The 22916-nt window shown below is 39.5% G+C and carries 21 protein-coding genes; 17 read left to right on the top strand and 4 right to left on the bottom strand.

Features of this window, described 5'->3' with window-relative positions:
- Nucleotides 1–71 precede the first annotated feature (71 nt).
- The 8 genes from yycF to rlmH all read left to right on the top strand — a co-directional run bounded on the left by yycF (nucleotide 72) and on the right by rlmH (nucleotide 7805).
- Complete coding sequence (yycF, locus tag AC0VYH_RS22030; RefSeq protein WP_098445599.1) at nucleotides 72–779, top strand: response regulator YycF; 708 nt, start codon at nucleotides 72–74, stop codon at nucleotides 777–779.
- Nucleotides 780–786: 7 nt separating this feature from the next.
- The gene (gene walK, locus AC0VYH_RS22025) at nucleotides 787–2589 is read left to right on the top strand and encodes a cell wall metabolism sensor histidine kinase WalK (RefSeq protein ID WP_194218168.1); all 1803 of its coding nucleotides are present in this window, start codon (nucleotides 787–789) and stop codon (nucleotides 2587–2589) included.
- A 2-nt stretch (nucleotides 2590–2591) separates the two neighbouring features.
- Nucleotides 2592–3977 (top strand): YycH family regulatory protein, encoded by a 1386-nt coding sequence (locus tag AC0VYH_RS22020; protein ID WP_475373818.1) that lies wholly within the window; start codon nucleotides 2592–2594, stop codon nucleotides 3975–3977.
- Complete coding sequence (locus AC0VYH_RS22015) at nucleotides 3964–4866, top strand: two-component system regulatory protein YycI (protein WP_475373161.1); 903 nt, start codon at nucleotides 3964–3966, stop codon at nucleotides 4864–4866. The genes AC0VYH_RS22020 and AC0VYH_RS22015 overlap by 14 nt, the downstream gene beginning before the upstream one ends.
- A 14-nt stretch (nucleotides 4867–4880) precedes the next feature.
- Nucleotides 4881–5675 carry an MBL fold metallo-hydrolase gene (locus tag AC0VYH_RS22010; RefSeq protein WP_430244411.1) on the top strand — a complete coding sequence of 265 codons (795 nt, stop codon included), beginning with the start codon at nucleotides 4881–4883 and terminating at the stop codon, nucleotides 5673–5675.
- A gap of 84 nt (nucleotides 5676–5759) precedes the next feature.
- On the top strand, nucleotides 5760–6971 hold the full coding sequence (locus AC0VYH_RS22005; RefSeq protein WP_371017936.1) for a S1C family serine protease: 1212 nt from the start codon (nucleotides 5760–5762) through the stop codon (nucleotides 6969–6971).
- 81 nt (nucleotides 6972–7052) lie between these two features.
- Complete coding sequence (locus AC0VYH_RS22000) at nucleotides 7053–7217, top strand: CxxH/CxxC protein (RefSeq protein WP_430244413.1); 165 nt, start codon at nucleotides 7053–7055, stop codon at nucleotides 7215–7217.
- A gap of 108 nt (nucleotides 7218–7325) precedes the next feature.
- On the top strand, nucleotides 7326–7805 hold the full coding sequence (gene rlmH, locus AC0VYH_RS21995) for a 23S rRNA (pseudouridine(1915)-N(3))-methyltransferase RlmH (RefSeq protein ID WP_194218174.1): 480 nt from the start codon (nucleotides 7326–7328) through the stop codon (nucleotides 7803–7805).
- A gap of 204 nt (nucleotides 7806–8009) precedes the next feature.
- Here rlmH and AC0VYH_RS21990 read toward each other — a convergent pair whose 3' ends face one another.
- Nucleotides 8010–9455: a DEAD/DEAH box helicase gene (locus tag AC0VYH_RS21990; RefSeq protein ID WP_475373160.1), complete on the bottom strand. Its 1446-nt coding sequence runs from the start codon at nucleotides 9453–9455 to the stop codon at nucleotides 8010–8012.
- Between the two features lie 395 nt (nucleotides 9456–9850).
- Nucleotides 9851–10849 carry a tRNA dihydrouridine synthase gene (locus AC0VYH_RS21985; protein ID WP_430247125.1) on the bottom strand — a complete coding sequence of 333 codons (999 nt, stop codon included), beginning with the start codon at nucleotides 10847–10849 and terminating at the stop codon, nucleotides 9851–9853.
- Nucleotides 10850–11424: 575 nt separating this feature from the next.
- Between AC0VYH_RS21985 and mqo the strand changes: the two genes are divergently transcribed.
- From mqo to AC0VYH_RS21965, 4 genes are all read left to right on the top strand, one after another.
- Entirely contained in the window at nucleotides 11425–12987 is a 1563-nt protein-coding gene (gene mqo / locus AC0VYH_RS21980) for a malate dehydrogenase (quinone) (RefSeq protein ID WP_475373159.1), read from the top strand.
- Nucleotides 12988–13195: 208 nt separating this feature from the next.
- A complete protein-coding gene (locus AC0VYH_RS21975) occupies nucleotides 13196–13456 on the top strand; it encodes a DUF4190 domain-containing protein (RefSeq protein ID WP_475373158.1) in 261 nt (86 codons plus the stop codon).
- A gap of 482 nt (nucleotides 13457–13938) precedes the next feature.
- Nucleotides 13939–15126, top strand: a complete 1188-nt coding sequence (locus AC0VYH_RS21970) for a ParM/StbA family protein (protein WP_194218180.1) — start codon at nucleotides 13939–13941, stop codon at nucleotides 15124–15126.
- A gap of 12 nt (nucleotides 15127–15138) precedes the next feature.
- Nucleotides 15139–15702, top strand: a complete 564-nt coding sequence (locus tag AC0VYH_RS21965; protein WP_430247123.1) for a hypothetical protein — start codon at nucleotides 15139–15141, stop codon at nucleotides 15700–15702.
- A 46-nt stretch (nucleotides 15703–15748) separates the two neighbouring features.
- Here the strand turns inward: AC0VYH_RS21965 and nagE are convergent, their stop codons facing one another.
- The gene (gene nagE / locus AC0VYH_RS21960; RefSeq protein ID WP_430247122.1) at nucleotides 15749–17614 is read right to left on the bottom strand and encodes an N-acetylglucosamine-specific PTS transporter subunit IIBC; all 1866 of its coding nucleotides are present in this window, start codon (nucleotides 17612–17614) and stop codon (nucleotides 15749–15751) included.
- Nucleotides 17615–17799: 185 nt separating this feature from the next.
- On the opposite strand from nagE, the gene nagA reads away from it, so the two are divergent.
- Genes nagA through AC0VYH_RS21940 form a run of 4 tightly spaced genes read left to right on the top strand, consistent with a single transcriptional unit; the run spans nucleotide 17800 to nucleotide 21238 of the window.
- Nucleotides 17800–19008, top strand: coding sequence for an N-acetylglucosamine-6-phosphate deacetylase (gene nagA, locus AC0VYH_RS21955; RefSeq protein ID WP_475373817.1), 1209 nt, complete (start codon nucleotides 17800–17802; stop codon nucleotides 19006–19008).
- Nucleotides 18995–19729: a glucosamine-6-phosphate deaminase gene (gene nagB, locus AC0VYH_RS21950; protein ID WP_430247121.1), complete on the top strand. Its 735-nt coding sequence runs from the start codon at nucleotides 18995–18997 to the stop codon at nucleotides 19727–19729. Before nagA ends, nagB begins: the two co-directional genes overlap by 14 nt.
- A 15-nt stretch (nucleotides 19730–19744) precedes the next feature.
- Entirely contained in the window at nucleotides 19745–20467 is a 723-nt protein-coding gene (locus AC0VYH_RS21945; RefSeq protein ID WP_194218185.1) for a GntR family transcriptional regulator, read from the top strand.
- A gap of 21 nt (nucleotides 20468–20488) precedes the next feature.
- Nucleotides 20489–21238: an SIS domain-containing protein gene (locus AC0VYH_RS21940; protein ID WP_475373157.1), complete on the top strand. Its 750-nt coding sequence runs from the start codon at nucleotides 20489–20491 to the stop codon at nucleotides 21236–21238.
- 423 nt (nucleotides 21239–21661) lie between these two features.
- Here the strand turns inward: AC0VYH_RS21940 and liaG are convergent, their stop codons facing one another.
- Nucleotides 21662–22516, bottom strand: a complete 855-nt coding sequence (gene liaG, locus AC0VYH_RS21935) for a LiaG family protein (RefSeq protein ID WP_475366257.1) — start codon at nucleotides 22514–22516, stop codon at nucleotides 21662–21664.
- Between the two features lie 138 nt (nucleotides 22517–22654).
- Here liaG and AC0VYH_RS21930 point away from each other — a divergent pair, with 138 nt between their 5' ends.
- Nucleotides 22655–22885 carry an excisionase family DNA-binding protein gene (locus AC0VYH_RS21930; protein ID WP_475373156.1) on the top strand — a complete coding sequence of 77 codons (231 nt, stop codon included), beginning with the start codon at nucleotides 22655–22657 and terminating at the stop codon, nucleotides 22883–22885.
- The last annotated feature ends 31 nt before the right edge of the window (nucleotides 22886–22916 follow it).

Here is a 22916-nt window from a genome sequence, read left to right as displayed (position 1 = left end):
ATAGACAAAAGTATGCATGTTTCATATCAACGGTAAATTGATATTGTCATATCAAAGAAGGAGCGTTCATAATGGACAAGAAAATTCTTGTTGTAGACGATGAAAAACCAATTGCGGATATTCTGCAATTTAATCTTGAGAAGGAAGGCTTTACGGTAGTTTGTGCTTACGATGGAGACGAGGCTATTGCTAAAGTTGAGGAAGAGAATCCAGATATGATTCTTCTTGATATCATGTTACCTCAACGTGACGGAATGGAAGTTTGTCGTGAAGTTCGTAAAAAATATGAAATGCCAATTATTATGCTAACGGCAAAGGATTCTGAAATTGATAAGGTGCTAGGTCTTGAGCTTGGTGCTGATGATTATGTGACAAAGCCTTTCAGTACACGTGAGCTTATTGCGCGTGTAAAAGCCAATTTGCGCCGTCGTCAGCAGGAGCCTGAGAAAGAATCTTCACCGAACTCGCTTATTAAAGTGGGTGCGCTAACGATTCATCCAGATGCTTATCTTGTTACGAAGCGTGAAGAATCAATTGAGTTAACACATAGAGAATTTGAATTGCTACATTATTTATCAAAACATATAGGTCAAGTTATGACCCGAGAGCATTTGTTACAAACTGTTTGGGGATATGATTATTTTGGCGATGTTAGAACAGTAGATGTAACAGTACGTCGATTACGCGAGAAAGTCGAAGATAATCCAAGCCATCCGACATGGATTATTACAAGACGTGGCGTTGGCTACTATATGCGTGAACCGGAACAGGAGCAGTAAACTTTAGATGGGAAAGGTCGGTTTTTTTAAATCCATTCATTTTAAGTTTGCGATTGTTTATGTCCTTCTTATTCTTGTTGCCATCCAGTTTATCTCTGTTTATTTTAACGACAAGTTAGAAGAGCAGTTTCAGAGTAACTACGCTAGTTCCATTCGCGATCGTGCTGAGCTTCTAGCTGATAATGTCTCTGATCAGGTGAACAGTAAGAGCGATGAAGAAGATGATACGATTAATAACTTGATTAGAAATTTTAGCCAAAATGAAATTCGTCAAATTCTAGTAGTTGATTCATTAGGTCAAGTAGTCGGTACGCTTAATGATGATGGTCTAGAAGGAACACGTGCAACGAATGATTTCGTGGATAGTGCATTAAATGGTGTAGCTGAACAAGAAATCCTTCTTGATAGTGAAGGAGAGCGGTTTTTAGCTTATGGCTATCCTATTAAAGGTGAAACGAACACTACTGTTGGAGCGGTTTACATTCAGGCAAATATGAATCAGGTATTTGAACAAGCAGATGAAGTGAATAGTTTATTGGCTCAATCTGCCTTGATTGCCCTGGTACTGACAGGCCTACTTGGTATTATTATCTCTCGTACGATAACAAGGCCAATTTCGGATATGAGAAAACAAGCACTTGTGATGGCCAGAGGCGATTTCACTCGAAAAGTGAAGGTGTATGGAGAAGATGAGATTGGACAGCTTGCGCTTGCCTTTAATGATTTAACAAGAAGGCTTCAAGAAGCTAATGCCATTACAGAAGGTGAGCGACGTAAACTTACATCTGTGCTTGCTTATATGACGGATGGTGTTATTGCTACAGACCGAGAAGGTATGATCATTCTAATGAACGATCGTGCTGAGGAAATGATGAACGTTTCACGTGAAACGGTTCTTGGAACATCACTAAACAAAATTCTTCAGTTCGCTGAAGAGAAGACGTGGGATGATGTTTACAATGGTCCTGACTCAATGATTCTAGATTTAAGTGATGATCAACAAACGTTTATTATTCGAGTTAACTTTTCTATTATCCATAAAGAAGACGGTCCAATTAATGGGTTGATTGCTGTCCTTCATGATATTACCGAGCAAGAACAGCTTGAACAGGAACGACGTGAATTTGTAGTGAATGTGTCACATGAGTTACGTACGCCTCTTACAACGATGAGAAGTTACCTTGAGGCGCTTCAGGAGGGAGCATTACAGGATCCTGAAATTGCTCCGCGCTTCTTAAGCGTCACGCAAAATGAAACAGAGCGTATGATCAGGTTAGTTAATGATCTATTACAGCTTTCTAAAATGGATAAGAAAGAGTATCATCTTGAGTTTACGGAAGTCGATTTCGTTGAGATGTTTGATCATGTGCTTGATCGCTTTGAGATGTCGAAGCGAGAGAATATTGAAATTGTAAGGCAGCTTCCGCGTTTAGCGATTTACACAAAAGTGGATAAGGACAAAATGACACAGGTGCTTGATAACATTATTTCTAATGCGATTAAGTACTCCCCGGATGGAGGTACTATCACAGCAAGATGCTGGACGATTGGGAAGAAGATCCGAATCAGCATTAGTGATGAAGGTGTTGGCATACCCAAAAATAATCTTTCGAAGATCTTTGATCGGTTCTATCGTGTAGATAAAGCTCGCTCACGGCAGCTTGGAGGAACTGGACTTGGTTTGGCTATTGCCAAGGAAATGATCCATGCCCATCATGGGGATATCTGGGCAGAGAGTAAGTGGGGACATGGAACAACGATCTACTTTACTCTCCCTTATAAGCGAATAAGGGAGGTCGAAGACAAGTGAGAATGACGAAGAAACAATTTGAGAACTTTAAAACCGTTTTACTAAATGTTCTCGTTTTAACTAGCTTGTTTCTAACGTGGCAGATTTGGACATTCGAACCTGAGTATGAAAAGGAAGCTGCTCCTACAGAAGCAAGTCCTGTTGGTATTAAGGAAGTAAGTATCAATGAAGTTGTAAAACCAAATCAGCTCGTTTATCACATTGATAATCAACATTTTACTTCCTTTTATTCCAATACCATTGATTCTTTTTACAATGAATTTATCTCCGGAATGAAAATCAAGTCCTTTACGATGGAGAATGATATGAAAAGTATACGGGAGACCGGCAATAGCGTAGAGCTTATTTTTCCAACATTGCTTTCAAATGACGTTTTGAAGAAACTAGTGAGCATTTCGAAAGACGATATTCCTTTGTCGACATTCGATCGCATTATCATTCCGTCTATTGCATCAGGTAAAAACAATGAAATCATTTTCCTCAATACATCCAATGGTGATGGAATGCGAGCTACGGTTGAAGCTTCGAATGATATAAAAGAATGGTATTCAAACGTCTTCTCTTCTTTTGAGGTTAATAGTAGTGAAGCTGAAGAAAATAAGATCTTTCGTGCCAAACCGTTTCAAGTTTCTGACGAGCTACCAATTTTTTATATTCCGATACAAGGTCCTTCTTTAGCGACGTTCGGAGGAAGTTCCGATGAGCTAGCAAATGAAGAAGATTTTAAAGAAGCGCTTTTTCCTGAACAAGATCGTGTTGAGAAGAACTCATTCAACAATATTTCTGATCTTTATACAGACGGTAGCCGAGACTTAACATTTAGTCATGAAAATGAATTTATGGTGTTTAAGAATCCACCTTCTACAACAAGTCGGTATGTATCGAATGAATCTCCTATTCTGGATGCCTATGGATTTATCAATAAGCATTTTGGTTTTCGTATCACCGATTACGATGATGATGAATATGTGCTGAACGAATGGATCAGATCTTCTGATAACAATACAGATCAAATTACCTTCCGACTATATACGGGAGGGTATCCAGTCTATAGCTCTTCGACAGAAGATCTTGATGAGATTGATGTAACTCTTGAAAATGATGATGTTAGCACGTACAAGCGAATGTTGAAGGTTATTCAATACGCTAGAGAAATTGGAGATCGTAAGCTACCGAGTTATGAAGAAGTCCTTTCTCTACTAGACGAGGGAAGTTTTAAGAAAACCGAAATACAAAACATAACAATGGGTTTCACAATTGATCGGTCAGCAGAACAAAATTATGAGTTTACACTTATTCCCCAATGGTATGTGAAGTTGAACAATTCCTGGACACCGCTACAATCCATTAGCAATGAACAGGGAGGGGAATCAGTTGGATTGGAATAGAACGAAAACGATATTAATATTAACGTTTCTTGTGTTTAATATCTTTCTAGCTAGTGATTTATTTAAGAAGCAAACCGAATTAAGTGATCTCGAGCAGTATGAGCAGGTTACGATTGAAGATCAATTAAAGAATTTAAACGTCACGTATGAGAAAAACCTTCCTGTTCAAACGGAGAAGATGTCATTCATTAGTGGAGACGTTCATGAATTTACAGAGCAAGAAGAGAAAACGTTAGAAGAGGGAACAAGTCAGGACATTACGCTTGATGGACGAAAGTTAATCTCCACTCTTAAGAAGCCGTTCCCGATAAGCGATCCGGACGAGCCTTCTGCCTTTTCAATATTTCTAGAGACGTATGTGTATGAAGGTGGGAAGTATCAGTTTTACGCCCGTGATGAGAATAATCCAAACATTATTTATTTCGCGGAAACCTTTGAAGATCGTCCTATTTATAGCCAGGATTCAGGTATGCTAATTGTTACGCTTGAAGATGACAAGGTTGTCTCTTATACGCAAACATACTTGAACTTAAAGAAAATCGGCAAAGAACGTAAAATCGATCCAGCTTCTGAAACGATTGGGCTTCTTGTGAATCAGCAGGATATTTCTTTAAATGACAAAGTAGAAGACATGTCAATTGGGTATTACACAACGGTTACGAACGAGGATGACCGCGATACATTTGTTTTCGTTCCAACGTGGCATGTTGTCGTTAAGAACGAAAACAAGGATAAACCAATTCAGAACTATTATGTCAATGCGATTGAGAAAACAGTCTTTAGTGATCCTAAAGAGGTCGAAACCAATGAGCAAGAGGATGAGAAGGATTCAGATGACAGTGAGAAACCGGATCCTTCTAAGCCTAAAACGGTAACAAGCGATAAGTAGGAGAGGAATGGAATATGTCTCTTGAATTTAGTGTGCTTGCAAGCGGAAGCACTGGTAACGCCATTTATGTTGGTACAGAGAAGCATAAGCTTCTTGTAGATGCTGGATTAAGTGGAAAAAAACTTGAAGAACTGTTCGCAAAAGCCCATCTCGATCCAAAGGATCTAGATGGGTTGCTTGTGACTCATGAACATAGCGATCATATTAAAGGTCTTGGCATATTTGCAAGAAGGTATAAGCTGCCTATATATGCAAATGCAAAAACGTGGGAAGCGATGTCAGGTCTAATTGGTGCAATACCAGTAGAACAAAAGTTTCAGTTTGATATGGATACTGTGAAAACTTTTGACGATCTTGATGTCGAATCCTTTGGTGTCTCCCATGATGCAGCAGAGCCGATGTTTTATGCCTTTCATCACGAAGGTAAGAAACTTAGTATCGCGACAGACCTTGGATATGTGAGTGATCGAATCAAAGGAACAATTCGCAATTCAGATATGCTTGTATTTGAGTCAAATCATGACATCAATATGCTTATGATGGGGCGCTATCCATGGAATGTGAAAAGACGAATTTTAGGTGACATGGGTCACGTTTCGAATGAAGATGCGGGAGCTGCCCTATCAGATATAATTGGTGATCAAACAAAGCGTATTTATTTAGCCCATTTAAGTAAAGATAATAACATGAAAGACCTGGCAAGACTTTCTGTCCAGCAAACCCTTCAACAAAATGGCTTTGCAGTTGGGGAGCAGATTGATCTATATGATACAGATCCTGCTGCGCCAACACTTGTTACGAAGTTATAATGACAAGCTTGAGTGAGGGCAAGTAAGATAGATTAGTCTTGATTCTGGTGTCTCCTTTTTTAACTGAAAGGAATGGTGAAGAATTTGGGCTATTATGATGGTGATGAAAACAATCGACCGATGCGACAGAAAGGTAATCGCGGCGGAGCATTTATGGCTGGACTGATTGGTGCCATTCTTGGCGCATTACTTATTCTCTTTACTGTGCCTGCTCTCTCGGATGTAGGCGTGCTGCCTGATATTCAACCACCGCAAGATGAAGAAGCGGAAGTGAAGTCGGAACAGCGAGCGATTACTAAAGATATTAGTATTGATGTAACAAATGACATTACGTCAGCTGTTGCGAATGTAAGCGAAGCGGTTGTCGGAGTGATTAATTTACAAAAAACAGATTTCTGGGCAGAGGATTACGGAGAAGCTGGAGCGGGATCAGGCGTTATTTATAAAAAAGAAGGCGGAGAGGCATTTGTTGTTACTAACAATCACGTGGTTGAAGGTGCGGGGCAGCTTGAGGTGAGCTTAAACGCCGAAAAGCGCGTTTCTGCAGAGCTTGTAGGCACTGACCCTCTAATGGACCTTGCCGTCCTTAAAATCCCTTCTGAGGCCGTTACAATGGTTGCTGAATTTGGTGACTCGGATACACTCAAGCCAGGTGAACCAGCTATAGCCATCGGTAATCCATTAGGCTTTCTTGAAGGGACCGTCACACAAGGTATTATTAGCAACCCTGAGCGTTCATTTCCAGTAGATACCGATCAGAATGGGACAATTGATTGGAATGCTGATGTAATTCAAACAGACGCTTCTATTAACCCAGGTAACAGTGGAGGAGCGTTAATTAACATCTCAGGTCAATTAGTAGGGATTAATTCAATGAAGATCGCTCAATCAAGCGTAGAGGGAATTGGCTTCTCGATTCCAATCAATATCGCTGAGCCTATCATTAATGATCTAGAGTCGTATGGAGAAGTTAGAAGGCCTCAAATAGGAATAGGAACAAAATCACTCTCGGAGATTCCTACCTATCACTGGAGTGAATCACTAAAGTTGCCAGATAAAGTCGATTATGGAGTCGTAGTTATGAGTGTTTTTCCTACTTCTTCAGGTGATATTGCGGGTTTAAAAGAGCTTGACGTTATAACAGCAATGGATGGAGAAAAAATTAAGAATTCAATCGACCTTCGTAAATTTCTTTACACAAAAAAAGAAATTGGAGATCGAGTGAAATTAACAGTCTATCGTGAAGGCACGAAACAAGAAGTAGAAGTGACACTTGCCGAGCAGCAAAGCTCTTAAATAGCGCAGGAGGGGAAACTCTCCTGTTTCTTTTTGGAGAAACCTATGCACAGTGGATAAGTGAAATGAAGGAGAGGTAGAATGAAAATATATAGTTGTAAAGACCATGTTGAATTGGCTCTTGATGTAATTGTTGATGAAACAGAAAGTTTCCCTGTATTAGAAGAGCTTGAGAAAGAATCAAATGAGTTGTCCACAACATGTGAGTATTGCAAAAACAGCGCAACATATATGGTATCGAACTAATATTCGGTCACGACATGTGGATGGAAAATGTGTATATGTGGATAATTTCTGTGGATAACTTGTTTATCTGTTGTGGATTTAAGATAAAAGGATAGGTGTGGATAACTTTTGAACATAAGTATTGTTACTGTGGGGAAACTGAAAGAAAAATATTTAAAGCAAGGGATTGCGGAATATACGAAACGCCTCGGTCCTTTCGCAAAAGTAGAAGTGATCGAGGTCTCAGATGAAAAAGCTCCAGAGAACCTAAGTGACACCGAAATGCTTCAGGTGAAAAAGGCGGAAGGTGATCGCATTATGAGCAAAATTTCACCTGATGCTCACGTAATTGCCCTAGCTATTGAAGGAAAAATGAAAACTTCTGAACAGTTAGCACGTGACCTTGACCAGCTCGCAACATATGGAAAGAGTAAGGTAGCTTTTGTTATTGGAGGCTCACTTGGTTTAAGTGATGATGTTCTCAAGAGAGCAAATGACACGCTTTCCTTCTCAAAGATGACTTTTCCTCATCAGCTAATGAGGCTTATTCTAGTTGAGCAGGTTTATCGTGCGTTTAAGATTAATAGAGGCGAACCGTATCATAAGTAAATGTGGATATAAAAGAATAGAGTCAAAATCTCAAGTTTTTCCGGAGAAAACTTATTACTTTGTTCTCATTGTATTCAGTACAGTAGGAGCTAAACTTGGCTAGACCAAACACTGGGGTCATCATGTCTCTTTTAATCTCATATAGAAGCAAATATCCCCCTCATCTTTAAAGATGAGGGGGATTTAAGGATTTCTATAAATATTTTATTTAATGGCTATGCTCACTTTTAACTTCTTTGCTTTGATAGTCGCATTCTCCATGGCCTGTAGAACTAGTGAGCCCTTGCCATTCAGAATATCAACATAGGACATATGGTCATGGATGGTTATAATGCCGATATCCTCTGCAGTGACTCCAGAGATTTTTGCGATCGTTCCAACAAAATCAACAGCACGAATTTTCTTCTTTTTACCGCCGTTGAAATGGAGTTTCATAATATCTTGATTGATGCGGGCTGTTTTATTATTTCTTACAATTCGTCTGCTGTTAAGTTTTTCTTCGAAAGCTGCTTTTTTTCCAGCCAGTTCCAGATGGCTTGGAGCTTCTATAGCTGGTAGCTCAAAGCCGATGTACCTTTCAATTGCTTTAATGAATTTTCCTTCAAAAGGTGTCGAAAACGTAATGGCTTTTCCTTTATTTCCAGCGCGACCGGTTCTTCCTGTTCGGTGTACATAGCTCTCTTTTTCCATAGGAACATCGTAGTTGATAACAAGTGTCACATTATCAATATCAATACCTCTCGCAGCTACATCGGTAGCCACGAGATAGCGGAAGTTCCCCAGTTTGAAACCTTCCATAACAGAGAACCGGTCTTCTTGTTCTAGCCCCCCATGGAGTCTCTCGCAAGGGTATCCAGATTTCTCTAGTTCGCTATACACAGAATCAACGTGTTCTTTGGTTCTGCAGAAAATGAGGCAGCTGTCTGGATTTTCTACAACCGTGATGTTTTTAAGGAGTGAGATCTTTTCTTCCTCTCTCACTTCAATTAAAGAATGTTCAATGGTATCGGCTGTCATCCCGTCCGATTCAATCTCAATCTGAATCGGATCGTTCATATATTTATGGCATAGATTTTCAACATCTTTAGGCAAGGTAGCAGAAAAAACCATTGTTACTCGGTTTGAAGGCAGCTCTTTCATAATCGCTTCTACTTTATCGATAAAACCTCGATTAAGCATCTCATCAGCTTCGTCTATGATAAGATACTTTATTTGATCCAAAGCTAGAGTTTCTCGTTCAATATGGTCCATGACCCGTCCAGGAGTACCAACGACGCAATGAGTTTTTTGTTTCAATTCATCCTTTTGTTTCGTAAAAGGTTCTTTGCCATAAACGGACACTGCTTTAATGCGTTTAAACCTTCCGATATTCGTAATGTCTTCGCGGACTTGAACCGCAAGCTCCCTAGTAGGAGTAAGAATTAAGGCCTGTGGTTTTTTTTCTTCCCATTCAATCATATCGGAAATAGGAATACCAAAGGAAGCAGTCTTTCCACTTCCTGTTTGAGCTTTTACGACAAGATCTTGATTTTCTAATGCTAATGGAATAACTTCACTTTGAACTTCTGTTGGCGTTTCGTATTTTAGCACAGCTAGTGCTCTTTTTATTTCTTCGCTTAGATGATATTCTGCAAAACTTTTTTTACTCATTTTTCAACCTCGTTTTTGGTTTTTCGTCATATGTATAGAATTCTCTCCAAAAAATATTATATGCATTATCAGAATATGGTCTATTATACTTTAAATGTCCGGGAGAAACCGGAATTTATAGTAAGTTTTTAAAAGTAACAGATATAAGTTGTCTGCCATTACATCTGATAAAGCTTTAAAGAAGTGCGGTCGAGCATCCATATTGACGCCAGACCAGTTTTCTTCTGTTGATTCTTGGTTTTTGCTCAATGCGATTGGTCATCACAAGGTGTCAATGAGGCAAAAACCAAAATGGTTTAATAACATAGTCTTATAAAAAAAGAGAAAAGCACGAATGGCTCTCCTCTCTTGTAAAAAATCTAAGAACGATTTGGTTTAAATGACTCAAACTTTACTCAAGAAATAGAAAAATTTTCACTTTCATTTGATCTTTCTTTTTCTTTAAACTCATCAAGAAGAACACGCACTTCATCAGTGGATTCCGTGCTCATAAGCTGATTCCTTAATTCACTTGCGCCACGGAATCCTTTTACATAGATCTTAAAAAAGCGGCGAAGCGTTATAAACTGACGCGTTTCTAGTTCTGCTGAATATTTATCATGTAAATCGAGCTGCAATCGAAGGAGATCAAGCAATTCTTCACTCGTATGCTCTTTCTTCTCTGTTTCAAAAGCAAACGGATTATGGAAAATCCCACGCCCAATCATAACGCCATCCACACCATACTTCTCAACAAGTTCAAGTCCCTTCTGACGGTCTGGAATATCGCCGTTGATCGTCAGAAGCGTATTAGGGGCAACTTCATCGCGAAGTTTCTTGATCTCCGGAATCAGCTCCCAATGCGCATCAACATTACTCATTTCCTTTTTCGTACGAAGATGGATGGAAAGATTAACAATATCCTGTTCTAGAAGGTGCTTCAGCCAGTGCCGCCATTCTTCCACTTCCGTATAACCAAGGCGAGTCTTTACGCTGACGGGCAATCCCCCCGCTTTCGCTTCCTGGATGATTTCCGCTGCAACATCAGGACGACGAATAAGTCCGCATCCCATCCCTTTAGTGGCAACATTAGGAGCAGGACAGCCCATATTGATATCCACTCCACGATAACCCATTTCTGCCATGCCAATGCTCATTTCTCGGAAGTATTCAGGCTTGTCTCCCCAAATATGGGCAACAATTGGCTGTTCATCTTCTGTGAATGTCAATCGTCCTCTTAAGCTGTCTTTTCCTTTCGGATGGCAGTAGCTTGCAGTATTAGTGAACTCTGTAAAAAACACGTCAGGTCTCGCTGCTTCACTCACAACATGTCGAAAAACAACATCCGTCACAGCTTCCATTGGAGCAAGAACAAAAAATGGTCGAGGCAACTCGTGCCAAAAATTATCTTTCATAGTATATCTGAACCCTTTCCTTAAGGGAAAACAAGTTCCCAAAATTAAAAAGTAATAATGTTTCTATCTTATCCATTACTAGTTAGACTGAATTTAACCATTATATACTTTAAAAGCATTCAATGAAAAGTGCAAGGGGAAGAGTCGTCTTGTGTTTAATTAGATCCTCTTGGAAATAAATCATAACTCTATAACCTCTGGACAAGAACACACAGGATTTAACACGGTTAAGAACGGGGAGAAAGGGGCAAATGGTAAGTATGATTCCAAAAAAGAATTTGGTTTGTTAGGAATCCTATCTTGGATAATATTTATTTTTCATGCTAGAAGTTGGTCTTTAAGCTACCTGGGATAGTAAATTTTTTTAATAAGAATGATCCTACCTTATTTAACTTTATAATTTCCGATGTTAGTTTCTGTATTGTTTTTCAAGCCTCTTTTCTTCAAATAACGTGTAAAAATTAGTAAAAACGCATCAGATTATTAGATATTTTTTCTACAATTATAACAATTGACTATGATAAGGTATAATTAAGATAGAACATGTTGTGTACCTAAGAGTCGCCTTGCTTTTTATGACATGTGAGCATGAGCGCCTATTCTTTTTATTACAAATAAATGAGACAAGGAAGGGTATCATGAGCAAGAATCAAAAAAAAGACATTATCTTAATTGGTGCTGGAGTCATGAGTGCGACTTTAGGATCATTACTGACAGAATTAGCACCTAATTGGAACGTTAAAGTGTTTGAGAAACTAGGAAGTGCAGGAGAAGAAAGTTCTAACGAATGGAATAATGCGGGGACAGGCCATTCTGCACTATGTGAACTAAACTATACTTCTGAAAAGACCGATGGGTCGATAGACATTGAGAAAGCTGTCAAAATCAATGAGCAATTTCAGCTTTCAAAACAATTTTGGTCTTATTTAGTAAACAATCAATTGATTGATAAACCACAGGACTTTATCAAGCCTCTTCCTCACATGAGCCTTGTTCACGGGGAAGATAATGTAAAATTTTTGAAAAAGAGATTGGAAGCGTTGTCAGCTAACCCATTGTTTAAAGGAATGGAATTTTCGGACGATCCTGAGAAACTGAAAGAATGGATTCCACTTATCATGGATGGAAGAACGTCAGATGAACCGATTGCTGCAACAAAAATTGACTCTGGTACAGATGTCAATTTCGGAGCGTTAACCCGCATGCTGTTTGAGCATTTAGAGGGTGAAAATGTAGAACTGCACTATAAGCATAGCGTAGAAGATATTAAACGAAATAGCGATGGCATCTGGGAAGTAAAGGTAAAGGATATCGACAACGACAATCTTGAGTATCACACAGCTGATTTCGTCTTTATTGGCGGTGGAGGAGGTAGTCTACCACTACTTCAGAAAACGGGTATTCCTGAGTCAAAGCATATTGGCGGATTCCCTGTAAGCGGACTCTTCATGGTATGCAATAATCCTGAGGTGATTGAGAAGCATCATGGAAAAGTATATGGAAAAGCCAAAGTTGGCGCTCCTCCTATGTCTGTTCCTCACCTTGATACAAGATATATTGATAATAAAAAAAGCTTGTTGTTTGGACCATTTGCGGGCTTTTCACCAAAGTTTTTAAAAGGCGGGTCAAATTTGGATTTAATTGGCTCAGTTAAGCCAAATAATATGTTAACAATGATGGCTGCCGGTTTAAAAGAGATGGGCCTTACAAAATATCTAGTGCAACAAGTTATGTTATCAGATGAAAAACGTATGGAAGAAGTTCGGGAATTTATTCCAACTGCCAAAAGTGAAGATTGGGATATCGTAACAGCTGGTCAACGTGTTCAAGTAATCAAAGATACGGAAGGTGGAGGAAAAGGAACGCTTCAATTTGGAACAGAGATTGTTAGTTCCTCTGACGGTTCCATTGCTGCTCTTCTTGGCGCTTCTCCAGGTGCCTCTACTGCTGTACACGTTATGCTTGAGATATTCGAGCGATGTTTCCCAGACATGTTGCCTGATTGGGAACCTAAAATTAAAGAAATGATACCTTCCTATGGCAAGTTATTAGGAGAAAATCCTGAATTATTCAACGTAATCAATGCCTCAATAGTACAGACGCTTGCTCTCAATGAAAGTGAGCCCGCTTATAGTTAAGTTGTGAAGAAATAGAGAAGGATCTATAGCATTATTGGCTAGAGAAACCCTGATTATATTTGGCTTAGTGGGAAAATCCCTATAAAAGCATGTAGCAATTAATTGCTACATGCTTTTTTTGTGGAATAAAATCAATGCCACTCTAATAAATTCAATTATGTAAAAAAATAGTTTTCTAAAAAGAGATATTTTTTAGGGGGGGATCGGTATGGAAGGAAATGTGAATGTAGCTCCACAACCAGAGAGCAATGGTCTTGCGGTATCCTCGATGGTGTTAGGTATTATTGGACTTGTGCTTTTTCTAGTGCCAGTTATTCCTTATCCTTTGGCAATTTTGGCGATCATTTTTGGAGTAATTGCGAAGAAAAACCCTCTTAAGAAAGGATTTGTCGTTACAGGATTAGTTACGGGAATTGTTACGTTAGGTTTGAAAATATGGTTTTGGGCAGGAGTTGCCTCATTAATGTAACGTTTTTGAAGGGAAGGGGAGGGATTGGGTTCTCTCATCTTCCTTTTTCTATTGCTAATTCCGTACCTTTAAAGAAAAGACCTAGCTTGTTTTACTCTTCATTTCTTTAGCATTTTTATTTTAAATACATAGTTTTTATGCTTACAATCTACAGATTGCAAAGAATAATAGGGGCATTTCAAAAGACAAACAGAATCCAAAAAATATGTATACATAAAATGTAGACATGTAAACAAAGCTGTATACTTGTAAACGGAAAATGTACGCAAGTACACAAAGGTGTACACATATTGATTTATAGGGATGTGTACATAATTGTTTACGTGTATACAGAAAAAGTACACATGTAAACGTATTTGTACACAAGTACACAAATTTGTAAACTAGATAGAATGACTCATTGACTTCATTTGCAAATTTCTATAAATTTTAAGTTAATAGTAGAAATACTAGATTTCAAATATGAAAGGATGGATTATTTTATGAGTAATTCAAGAATTGCAGCAGTCGATGTAGGTAACGACTCGTTAAAAGGAATCTATGGAAAACTTGAATCTGATCTATACATACCAAACGTAATTGCTAGAGATATAGAAGATCGCCCTGTAATTGGAATTGAAGAGTTGGATACTAAAGATCCGCTTGATGGCATTCATATTCGTGTACACTCCCCTGCTCTACAAGATAACAACGCGATCTATCGGGTTGGCAATCTAGCGACAAAGAGTGACAACCCAACAGAATTAGATCCAGGAAGCGCAAAATCAGAAGAGGATCAAACTCTTGTAATGTTGTTTGCATCACTTGCTCTAGATGCTGTTGATCCAAAGAACTCAGCAAATTTCAGAAATCAGAACGGCGTTGTAGATGCGAATTACACGCTTGGTACAGGACTTCCACTACGTGAAGTGAAAGAAGGAAAGGATGTTGGATATCGCTCAAGACTTCTAGGATCCGTCCACCAGGTAGAATTTCTTGTAACGCCTAAGTACCAAGGTAAGAAAGTTAATATTAAATTTGATGAAGTTAAGGTTTACCCTGAAGGTTTTGCTGCTTATATTAATCTTGTAATGGACAGCGATTTAAACATCATTAATAAAGACTTAATTGATAAGCGTATTTTGATTCAAGATATCGGTGGTCTTTCTACTGACATCGCGGTTATTAAGAATCGTAATGTCGACGATGATAAGGCGCAGGGCTTTAATCTTGGAGTTGCTGAGTCACTAGAAGCCATTCGTGAGGAAATACGCTCTAAGCATGGTGTGGAGCTCGACAGCCGTCGAGACGTAGTAGATATTATTACGAAGAAAAACGATCGTAATCATATTATGGTTCGCGGAAGTCGTACAAGCGTTCATGATATTACGGATCGCATTTTACTAGAACTAGCTAAGAAGCAATATCGCCATCTTCGTAACGTTTGGCAGAAGAACTCTCAATCTGAAATCTGCTATTTCGTTGGTGGTGGCTCCATTGTTCTAAAAGATTACCTTAAAACATTGAATAACAACCTTGATGGCTACAATATTGATTTCTTTGAAGATGAAAAAGAAAGCATTTGGATGATGTCGAATGCTTACTACAAGCTCATCTCTGACTTTAATCGTAAGAATAATAAAGACAAGCCCCAGGAAAAGAGAGAAGAAAAGAACAAGGTCAAAAACTAGTAGGGTGATTTGATGAAAAAGGCGGGGATGACGGGGATTCAGAGAGGACAGGCGATTACATTTCGTCTTCCCTCTGATACACCTGATCATATTCTAAAGCAGCTTCAGAAGTTAAAGGACGAAGAAAAGCGTAACTTCTCAAGCCGCGTTGCGGAGTATGTGTTAGATGGTGTCACGCAAACGATAAGGCGCGATAATGATGCTATTACTGTGCCTTTGCCTAAGGGATTAAGCAAAGCCCAACGAGATTGGCTTAAGCATGAGCATTCAGAAGCGCTTCTTGGCAACATCGTTTACCAAATTTTATCTGATCCAGTGCGGGCTGCATCACTCCTTGCATCTTTTAACAGCAACTCGATTGATATTGATCAGGCGCTTTATTTGCAAGATGAAGTTTCGAAAAGAACTATGCCAAAAGCCGTTTATGAACCGATTGAAGCACCTTCCAAGTCTTCTGATGATGATTTGATGAATTTTGATTGGGATCAGGCGCAACAGGAGCAAAGTTCAGCGGTAGAGGAAGAAGAAAGCGCAGATGATTTGCTCGGAGGATTTCTTGATAAAATGAATAAATAAAAAAGAAAGGCAGCGGATATCCGCTGCCTTTCTTCGTTTTTGGCGATTAATCAATCGAAATGATTCCACTATCGCCTTGATTAATATTTCCGGATTTTTTGATTTTCAACTTTTGTAAATTCGTGAAAATGACTGGAGTTGCAACTGAAGGTACGGAACGTCTGACGCTACTTATATCGACCGTCATAAGCTTATCGCCTCTCTTAACTGTATCCCCTTCGTTTACAAGTGTTGTAAAGCCTTCTCCTTTTAAGTTGACGGTATCAATTCCTACATGGATCAATATCTCAACGCCGCTATTCGACTTAATGCCGATTGCATGCTTTGTAGGGAAAATGCTTATAATCTCACCATCAACAGGTGAAACGAAATGACCGTCTTCAGGAAGAATTGCGAAGCCATCCCCCATCATTCCTGCAGAAAATACTTGGTCTGGAACTTCCTGAAGTGGAATAATTTTTCCTTTGACTGGCATGACGAAATCTTGCTCAGCTAGCGTTTTTGTAAAATTGATAGTTGGATCGTCGCTCTCTCTAGAAGCATGTGAATTTGTTCCACGCATTGCATCTGCAACAAATTCCACATCAGTTCCTACGATGATCTGCAAGTTGCGGTTGTTAACTTTCACTACACCTCGAGCACCGTGACGCTTTAATTCTGCTTCGTCTACTTTTGTCATGTCATTCATTTGTAAGCGGAGTCTTGTTGTACAATTATCAATAGATGAGATGTTATCAATGCCACCAATGCTTCGGATAAAGTGACCTGCCATTACATCGTATTTGTCTTCTTTTGAAGCTGGTGCATTTGTTGGATATGACATGTCTTCATCTTCGCGTCCAGGTGTTTTGAGATTTAATTTTTTAATGAGGAAATAGAATACAACAAAGTAGATTCCTCCGTAAATAATCCCAATAACAAGTAGTAGACCTGCCTTCTGTGCCAAACCGTAATTTAGGAAAAAGTCAATGGCTCCTGCAGAAAAACCGAAGCCGTGGTGGATATCCAGCACATACGCCAGAACCATCGAACTGGCAGTTAATAGAGCGTGAATCCCATACAATAATGGTGATAAGAACATAAAGGCAAATTCAATTGGTTCAGTAATCCCTGTTAAGAAGGATGCAAATGCGATTCCGATTAACATTCCGCTTACTTCTGCTCTTCTATCCTTTTTAGCAGCTGCAATCATTGCAAAACACGCTGCCGGAAGTCCGAACATCATAATTGGGAAGAAACCAGCCATAAATATACCAGCGGTTGGATCTCCAGCAAAGAATCGATTCAAGTCTCCAGTTGCTCCGTTGTAATCACCAAAGACAAACCAAACTAAACTATTTAGGACATGGTGTAGACCGAATGGAATAAGAAGTCGATTTAAGAATCCGAATGCACCAACACCAAGTGCTCCTGCATCGATAATCCATTGTCCGATCGAATTAATGCCCTCTTGAATCGGAGGCCAAACAAATCCAAATATTCCTGCTAGAATAACCATTGCTGTTGCTGTGACGATAGGGACAAAGCGTCGTCCACCAAAGAAACCAAGCCAGGTCGGAAGCTTAATATCATGAAATCGATTATAAAGAAGTCCCGCAACGATACCAGAAAGGATTCCTCCAAGTATCGCCATATTAATATTCTCATTCACTGCTTGAGTCCCCTGTGTAAGAACAAGGTAACCGATGGCACCGGCTAGACCAGCCGCACCGTTGCTGTCTTTAGAAAATCCAATGGCTACACCTATTGCGAAGATAAGTGCGAGATTATCAAATATGGCTCCACCAGCTGCTGCTACAAATGGAATACCGAGTAAGTCATCCTGCCCTAACCTCAATAGCAAGGCAGCAGCCGGAAGTACAGCAATTGGTAGCATTAAGGACTTACCAATACGTTGTAAAGCTCCGAGCATTTACGTTCAACCCCTTTCGAAATTTGAAAACGTTTTATTGTCATGTTCATCATAACAGCACTAAATATAGTTGTCTATACCAATTTCCTCGTACAGGACGAATTTAGGCTCATACTGGTATAGACAACTGTACTTAATGGTGGTACGATTTTAATAACAAGATGAACCGAAAAAAGGAGTGTCTCATCGTGAATGAAGCGTGTTTTGTTATTGATCATGTGACAGTTTATAGCGAAGAACAAACGATCCAAAACGGCTATCTTAAAGTCGATAACGGTAAAATTATTGAAATAGGTCATACAGATGAACGTACTATAGCAGGACAAGAAAAAGTCTATTCATTTAATGAAAGCGTATCTGTGCTTCCTGGAATGATTGATGTCCATATTCATGGCGTGAATGGAGCCGATACGATGGACGCTTCCACTGAAGCGCTTGATACTATTTCGAAAGCACTTCCAGGTGAAGGAACAACGAGCTTTCTAGCAACGACTATTACTCAGGAAGCAAAGGCGATTGAGCGTGCTATTCAGAATGCAGGCGAGTACTTAATGGAGAGACAACAACCAGGACATGCGGAAGTACTTGGCATTCACTTAGAAGGTCCATTTCTTAATAGTAAGCGGGCTGGTGCACAGCCACTACTTGCCATGCAGCGACCAGATGTGGATGTGTTTAAAGCTTGGAATAAACTAGCAAACAACACGATTAAGCTAGTTACCCTGGCACCTGAAGTAGAAGGTGGCATGGAACTTGTTCGATATTTAACAGAAAGAGGTATTGTGGCTTCAATTGGTCATTCCGATGCCACATATGAGCAGGTCATGGAGGCAGTTGAATGTGGTGCCTCTCACGTTACCCACCTCTATAATGGGATGAGAGGTCTCCATCATCGTGAACCGGGTGTAGCAGGTGCTGCTCTGTTAAGTAAGCAGTTGAAAACAGAAGTGATTGCAGATGGGTATCATGTAAGACCTGAAATGATTAAGTTAGCTTATTTTCAAAAATCAGATGCTGGGATGATTCTAATCACCGATGCGATGAGAGCCAAATGTCTAAAAAATGGTCGCTATGATTTGGGTGGACAAGATGTTGAGGTGAAAGATGGTAAAGCGCTATTAGATAATGGAACTTTGGCAGGTAGTGTGCTGAAAATGAAGGATGCACTTGCTAACATCCAGGCTTTTACGGGCTGCACTCTTGAAAACGCAATAAAAATGGCATCGGAAAATCCTGCGAAACAGCTTGGTGTTTTTGATCGAAAAGGAAGCCTTGCCGTGGGAAAAGACGCAGACTTTTTCTTACGATCCAATGATGGAGAAGTAATGATGACATTTTGTAGTGGACATCTTGCATATACGAATAAAGGAGATGTAGAAAATGAGAATCATTGAAGCACATGACTATGAGCATATGAGTGAACTGGCAGCGAATTATCTTATTGATAAAATTCATACACATCCAAGTATGGTTTTGGGACTTGCGACTGGAGGAACTCCGCAAGGGACTTATAAGCATTTAATTCAGGATCATCAACGAAATCATACTACCTACAGGAAGATCACTACTTATAACCTTGATGAGTATGTCGGTTTTTCAGCTGATAATCCGAACAGTTACCATGCTTTCATGTATGAGAAACTTTTTGGAAAAATCGATATTCCAAGTGAGAATATACATCTTCCAAATGGTACGGCGATTGATCTTAATGATGAATGTAAAACATATGAAGAAAGCATTAAAGAGTCAGGTGGAATTGATGTGCAACTACTCGGAATGGGTAGTAACGGGCATATCGGATTTAATGAGCCTGGGACTTCTTTTGAAGCTACAACACAAATAGTTCAGCTAGCTCAATCTACTAGAGAAGCCAATGCTCGTTTTTTTAACGATATTACCGAAGTACCACATGAAGCTATTACGATGGGGATTGCAACCATCATGAAAAGCAAAGAGATTTTGCTACTTGTTGCAGGAGAAGCCAAAAATGAGGCAATGAGGAAATTGGTGGAAGGTGAAGTGGACGAATCCTTTCCTGCATCGGTGTTAAACAGGCATTCTCATGTTACAATTATTGCTGATAAAAAAGCGTTATCAGGCGTAACAGTGCGCTGAAAGGAGTTATTTCCGATGATTGATAAGACGTCCCCATTACCTATTTATTATCAGTTAGTTGAGTGGATAAAAGGACTGATTGAAAGAGGCGAGTTAACCCCAGGAGATTCGCTTCCATCCGAGCGAGAATATGCAGAGCGCTTTGGCATTAGTCGCATGACAGTAAGACAGGCCATTACAGAGCTGGTTAATGAGGGTTACCTCTATCGACAAAAGGGAGTAGGTACCTTTGTTGCTGAGAAAAAAATTGAGCAACAGCTGATGGGGTTAACAAGTTTTACCGAAGATATGAAATCACGTGGCATGGAACCAAGTAGTAAACTAGTAGGGTTTGAAATTGTACCTGCTCCACCTTATATATCGGAGCAGTTAAAAATACAGGATCACGCACCTGTTTACGAAATTAAACGGGTCAGACTTGCTGATGGTATCCCAATGGCACTTGAGAAGACGTACATCTCGGCTAACCTTGTAAAAGGGTTGACGGAAGAAACTGTACAGCACTCTTTATATCATCACATTGAAAATCAGCTAGCGATCAAGATTGAGGAAGCGACCCAAGTGTTAGAGTCTTCTGTAGCAACTCAGCAGGAGGCAGAATACCTAAATATACAAAAAGGAGCACCGATACTGCTCATTCAGAGGAATACGAAACTAGCGGATGATACACCGCTTGAAGTAGTGAAGTCTTCGTACAGAGCAGATCGGTATAAATTTATGATTACACTTAAGCGTTAATTTCATTGAGGAGGCGTTCATTTGTTTCATGATTACTTCAACAAAATTAGAACATCCCTTCAAGTAATTGAAGAGAAAGAAGCCGTTTCTATCGAGCGAGCAGCAGTCGCTCTAGCTGATAGCATCGAAAACGGAAAAATCATTCATGTATTTGGATGTGGACATTCTCACATGATGGCGGAAGAAGTTTTTTACCGTGCAGGTGGGCTTGTGCCAGTTCGTCCTATTTTTATTGAAGACTTAATGCTCCATAGAGGCGGAACGAGATCTTCTGCTCTAGAGCGAACGAATGGATTAGCCCGGGAATTCATGGCGGACCAGGATATTCAAAAAGGCGATGTAGTGATCGTTGTATCGACGTCAGGTCGTAACCCGGTTCCGATTGATGTTGCCCTTCTTAGTAAAGAAAGAGGAGCGTACGTTATCGGCTTAACCTCACGAAAAGCTTCAAATGGACAATCATCTCGTCACAAAGAAGGAAAGTACTTGTACGATGTAGTAGATCAAGTGATTGATAACCATGTTGAGGTGGGTGATGCGGTGATTCAAGATACAGAGAATCAAGTCTCATTTGGTTCAATCTCTACCGTTATAGGAATGGGGATCCTGAACGGTATTACTGTAGAAACTATTCATCAGTTGATTGAACGGGGAATAACTCCTCCTGTGTTTAAGAGCGGGAATGTAGACGGGTCAGATGAATCGAATCAGGCATTGGTTGAGAGATACAAATCACGTATTCCGCTCCTCGAAGGCAATCAAGATTTTTAGCAAAAAAATCTCTTATTTTAAAGACTATGTAATTGAATGTTGTTGATATTAGACTCATTTACGCCCTGTGGTGACCAATCGGATTGGTCATCATAGGGCGCCCTTTCAGTAGAGCTGAAAAGTGGTTTTTTTCTTTATAGCGAGGTATTTTGTAAGCTTGCTTTTTATGCTTTGTTTCTGATTTCTGAATGAAGAGAATGCTCAAGATTCCTATAATGGTAATGAGCGTTCCACCGAGTATAATTACGAAGGCAGGGCTATAAATATTACCTAGAACATGTTAAGGAATATTTTCATGGAAATAATTTGGTGATGTGAAATGATAAATGCCGTTATAGTAACCGACGAGTAAACCAAATCGTTTATTTTCCATTGAAAACTCAAAAATAACCTGCCATCCTATTGGAAAGCAGGTGTTCCTTTTTAATAAACGCTGGCGCTTCCGCTTGAAAGGGATATCTTCACGTGATACTTCCCTGAACCATGTACTCCTGATATTTCCTTATTGCTAATCGTCTGCTCTTCTAAAGTGAATTTGGTTGAGATGTCCCCGCTGCTTGCCTCACTATCCAATGTGAAATCAGCATTGTCCGGAAGGTCCAAATCAACATCACCTGAACTAAGGTCAAACGATACATCCCCTGTTAACTGATCCATTTGAACTTTCATGTCACCTGATGACATTTCTCCCTCAAGTGGGCCAGAATAATGGGTTAAAATCACGTCTCCAGAACTTATATCAAAGCTTCCCTTTTCGGTTGAAAGTCGATCAATGATAAGACGACCAGATGAGCCGTCATGCTCGAAGCTTTTTGTTTCCAGGTTGGAAAGTTCAACATCACCCGAACTCATATCAATATCTACTTCGTTTAAAATGGTAGGATTTTCTTCATTATTGAAGACAACACTTCCTGAGCCAACCTCAAGCTTGAGATCGTGTTTAAAGTCTTCTGGGAGGTAAACAGTAACATCTGATCCCCCGTTAAAGTTAAAAAACTTATACCACTTTCGCTTCACTTCAACTTCAATCGCATTTCCCTTCTTTCTCACCGAAAGCTCTCCACTACCATTTAAGGTTGCTTTCACATCATCACGTGATTCAGTGACTATGTTCATATCACTGCTGTGCGTCAAAATACTAACTTGATTAATTCTTTCACTTAACTCAATGCTGTTCTCATCACTTCCTCGTGCAAAAAGAGAGGTGTTTTCAAATAAAATTAATAAAACCGCCCCTACGGCAAGCAACCCAACAATGACCATAAATCCACTTCTCACTATATTTCCTCCCCGAGTTTCCGTCGTTATGCTATTCCCTATGGTAATCTTATAGTAGTTCAAGTCATCTAAACATCATCTAGAGTATTAAATTGGAATAAGACTTGAGACGTAATGACGTATATTGGAGGCAGGCGCATGTACCTCACTATTAAAGAAACGGCAGAATATTTATCTTTACCAGAATCCTATATCGAAACGCTCATTCGAGAGAAGCGCGTTCGCACCATTTTTGATGGTGAGCAATATTTGCTATATAAAGAGCAGTTTAATACTCATTTTGAACAGCTGGAAAAAATGAAGAGACAATTAGAAGAAGAAGCCAATGAGCCGCTTCCAGAAGATCCAGATGTAAAAGATGAAGATTAAGTAAGGTTTAGAACTCAAGTAAGAAAGGATG

Source organism: Anaerobacillus sp. QJM3NY_32, from assembly GCF_056173645.1.
This window is presented reverse-complemented; position numbering and strand designations above follow the sequence as displayed.

Coding starts and splice junctions, on each gene's coding strand:
- yycF (WP_098445599.1), top strand. CDS start 72: ATGGACAAGAAAATTCTTGTTGTAGACGATGAAAAACCAATTGCGGAT.
- walK (WP_194218168.1), top strand. CDS start 787: ATGGGAAAGGTCGGTTTTTTTAAATCCATTCATTTTAAGTTTGCGATT.
- AC0VYH_RS22020 (WP_475373818.1), top strand. CDS start 2,592: ATGACGAAGAAACAATTTGAGAACTTTAAAACCGTTTTACTAAATGTT.
- AC0VYH_RS22010 (WP_430244411.1), top strand. CDS start 4,881: ATGTCTCTTGAATTTAGTGTGCTTGCAAGCGGAAGCACTGGTAACGCC.
- AC0VYH_RS22000 (WP_430244413.1), top strand. CDS start 7,053: ATGAAAATATATAGTTGTAAAGACCATGTTGAATTGGCTCTTGATGTA.
- AC0VYH_RS21990 (WP_475373160.1), bottom strand. CDS start 9,455: ATGAGTAAAAAAAGTTTTGCAGAATATCATCTAAGCGAAGAAATAAAA.
- AC0VYH_RS21985 (WP_430247125.1), bottom strand. CDS start 10,849: ATGAAAGATAATTTTTGGCACGAGTTGCCTCGACCATTTTTTGTTCTT.
- mqo (WP_475373159.1), top strand. CDS start 11,425: ATGACATGTGAGCATGAGCGCCTATTCTTTTTATTACAAATAAATGAG.
- AC0VYH_RS21975 (WP_475373158.1), top strand. CDS start 13,196: ATGGAAGGAAATGTGAATGTAGCTCCACAACCAGAGAGCAATGGTCTT.
- AC0VYH_RS21970 (WP_194218180.1), top strand. CDS start 13,939: ATGAGTAATTCAAGAATTGCAGCAGTCGATGTAGGTAACGACTCGTTA.
- AC0VYH_RS21965 (WP_430247123.1), top strand. CDS start 15,139: ATGAAAAAGGCGGGGATGACGGGGATTCAGAGAGGACAGGCGATTACA.
- nagE (WP_430247122.1), bottom strand. CDS start 17,614: ATGCTCGGAGCTTTACAACGTATTGGTAAGTCCTTAATGCTACCAATT.
- nagB (WP_430247121.1), top strand. CDS start 18,995: ATGAGAATCATTGAAGCACATGACTATGAGCATATGAGTGAACTGGCA.
- AC0VYH_RS21945 (WP_194218185.1), top strand. CDS start 19,745: ATGATTGATAAGACGTCCCCATTACCTATTTATTATCAGTTAGTTGAG.
- AC0VYH_RS21930 (WP_475373156.1), top strand. CDS start 22,655: ATGTACCTCACTATTAAAGAAACGGCAGAATATTTATCTTTACCAGAA.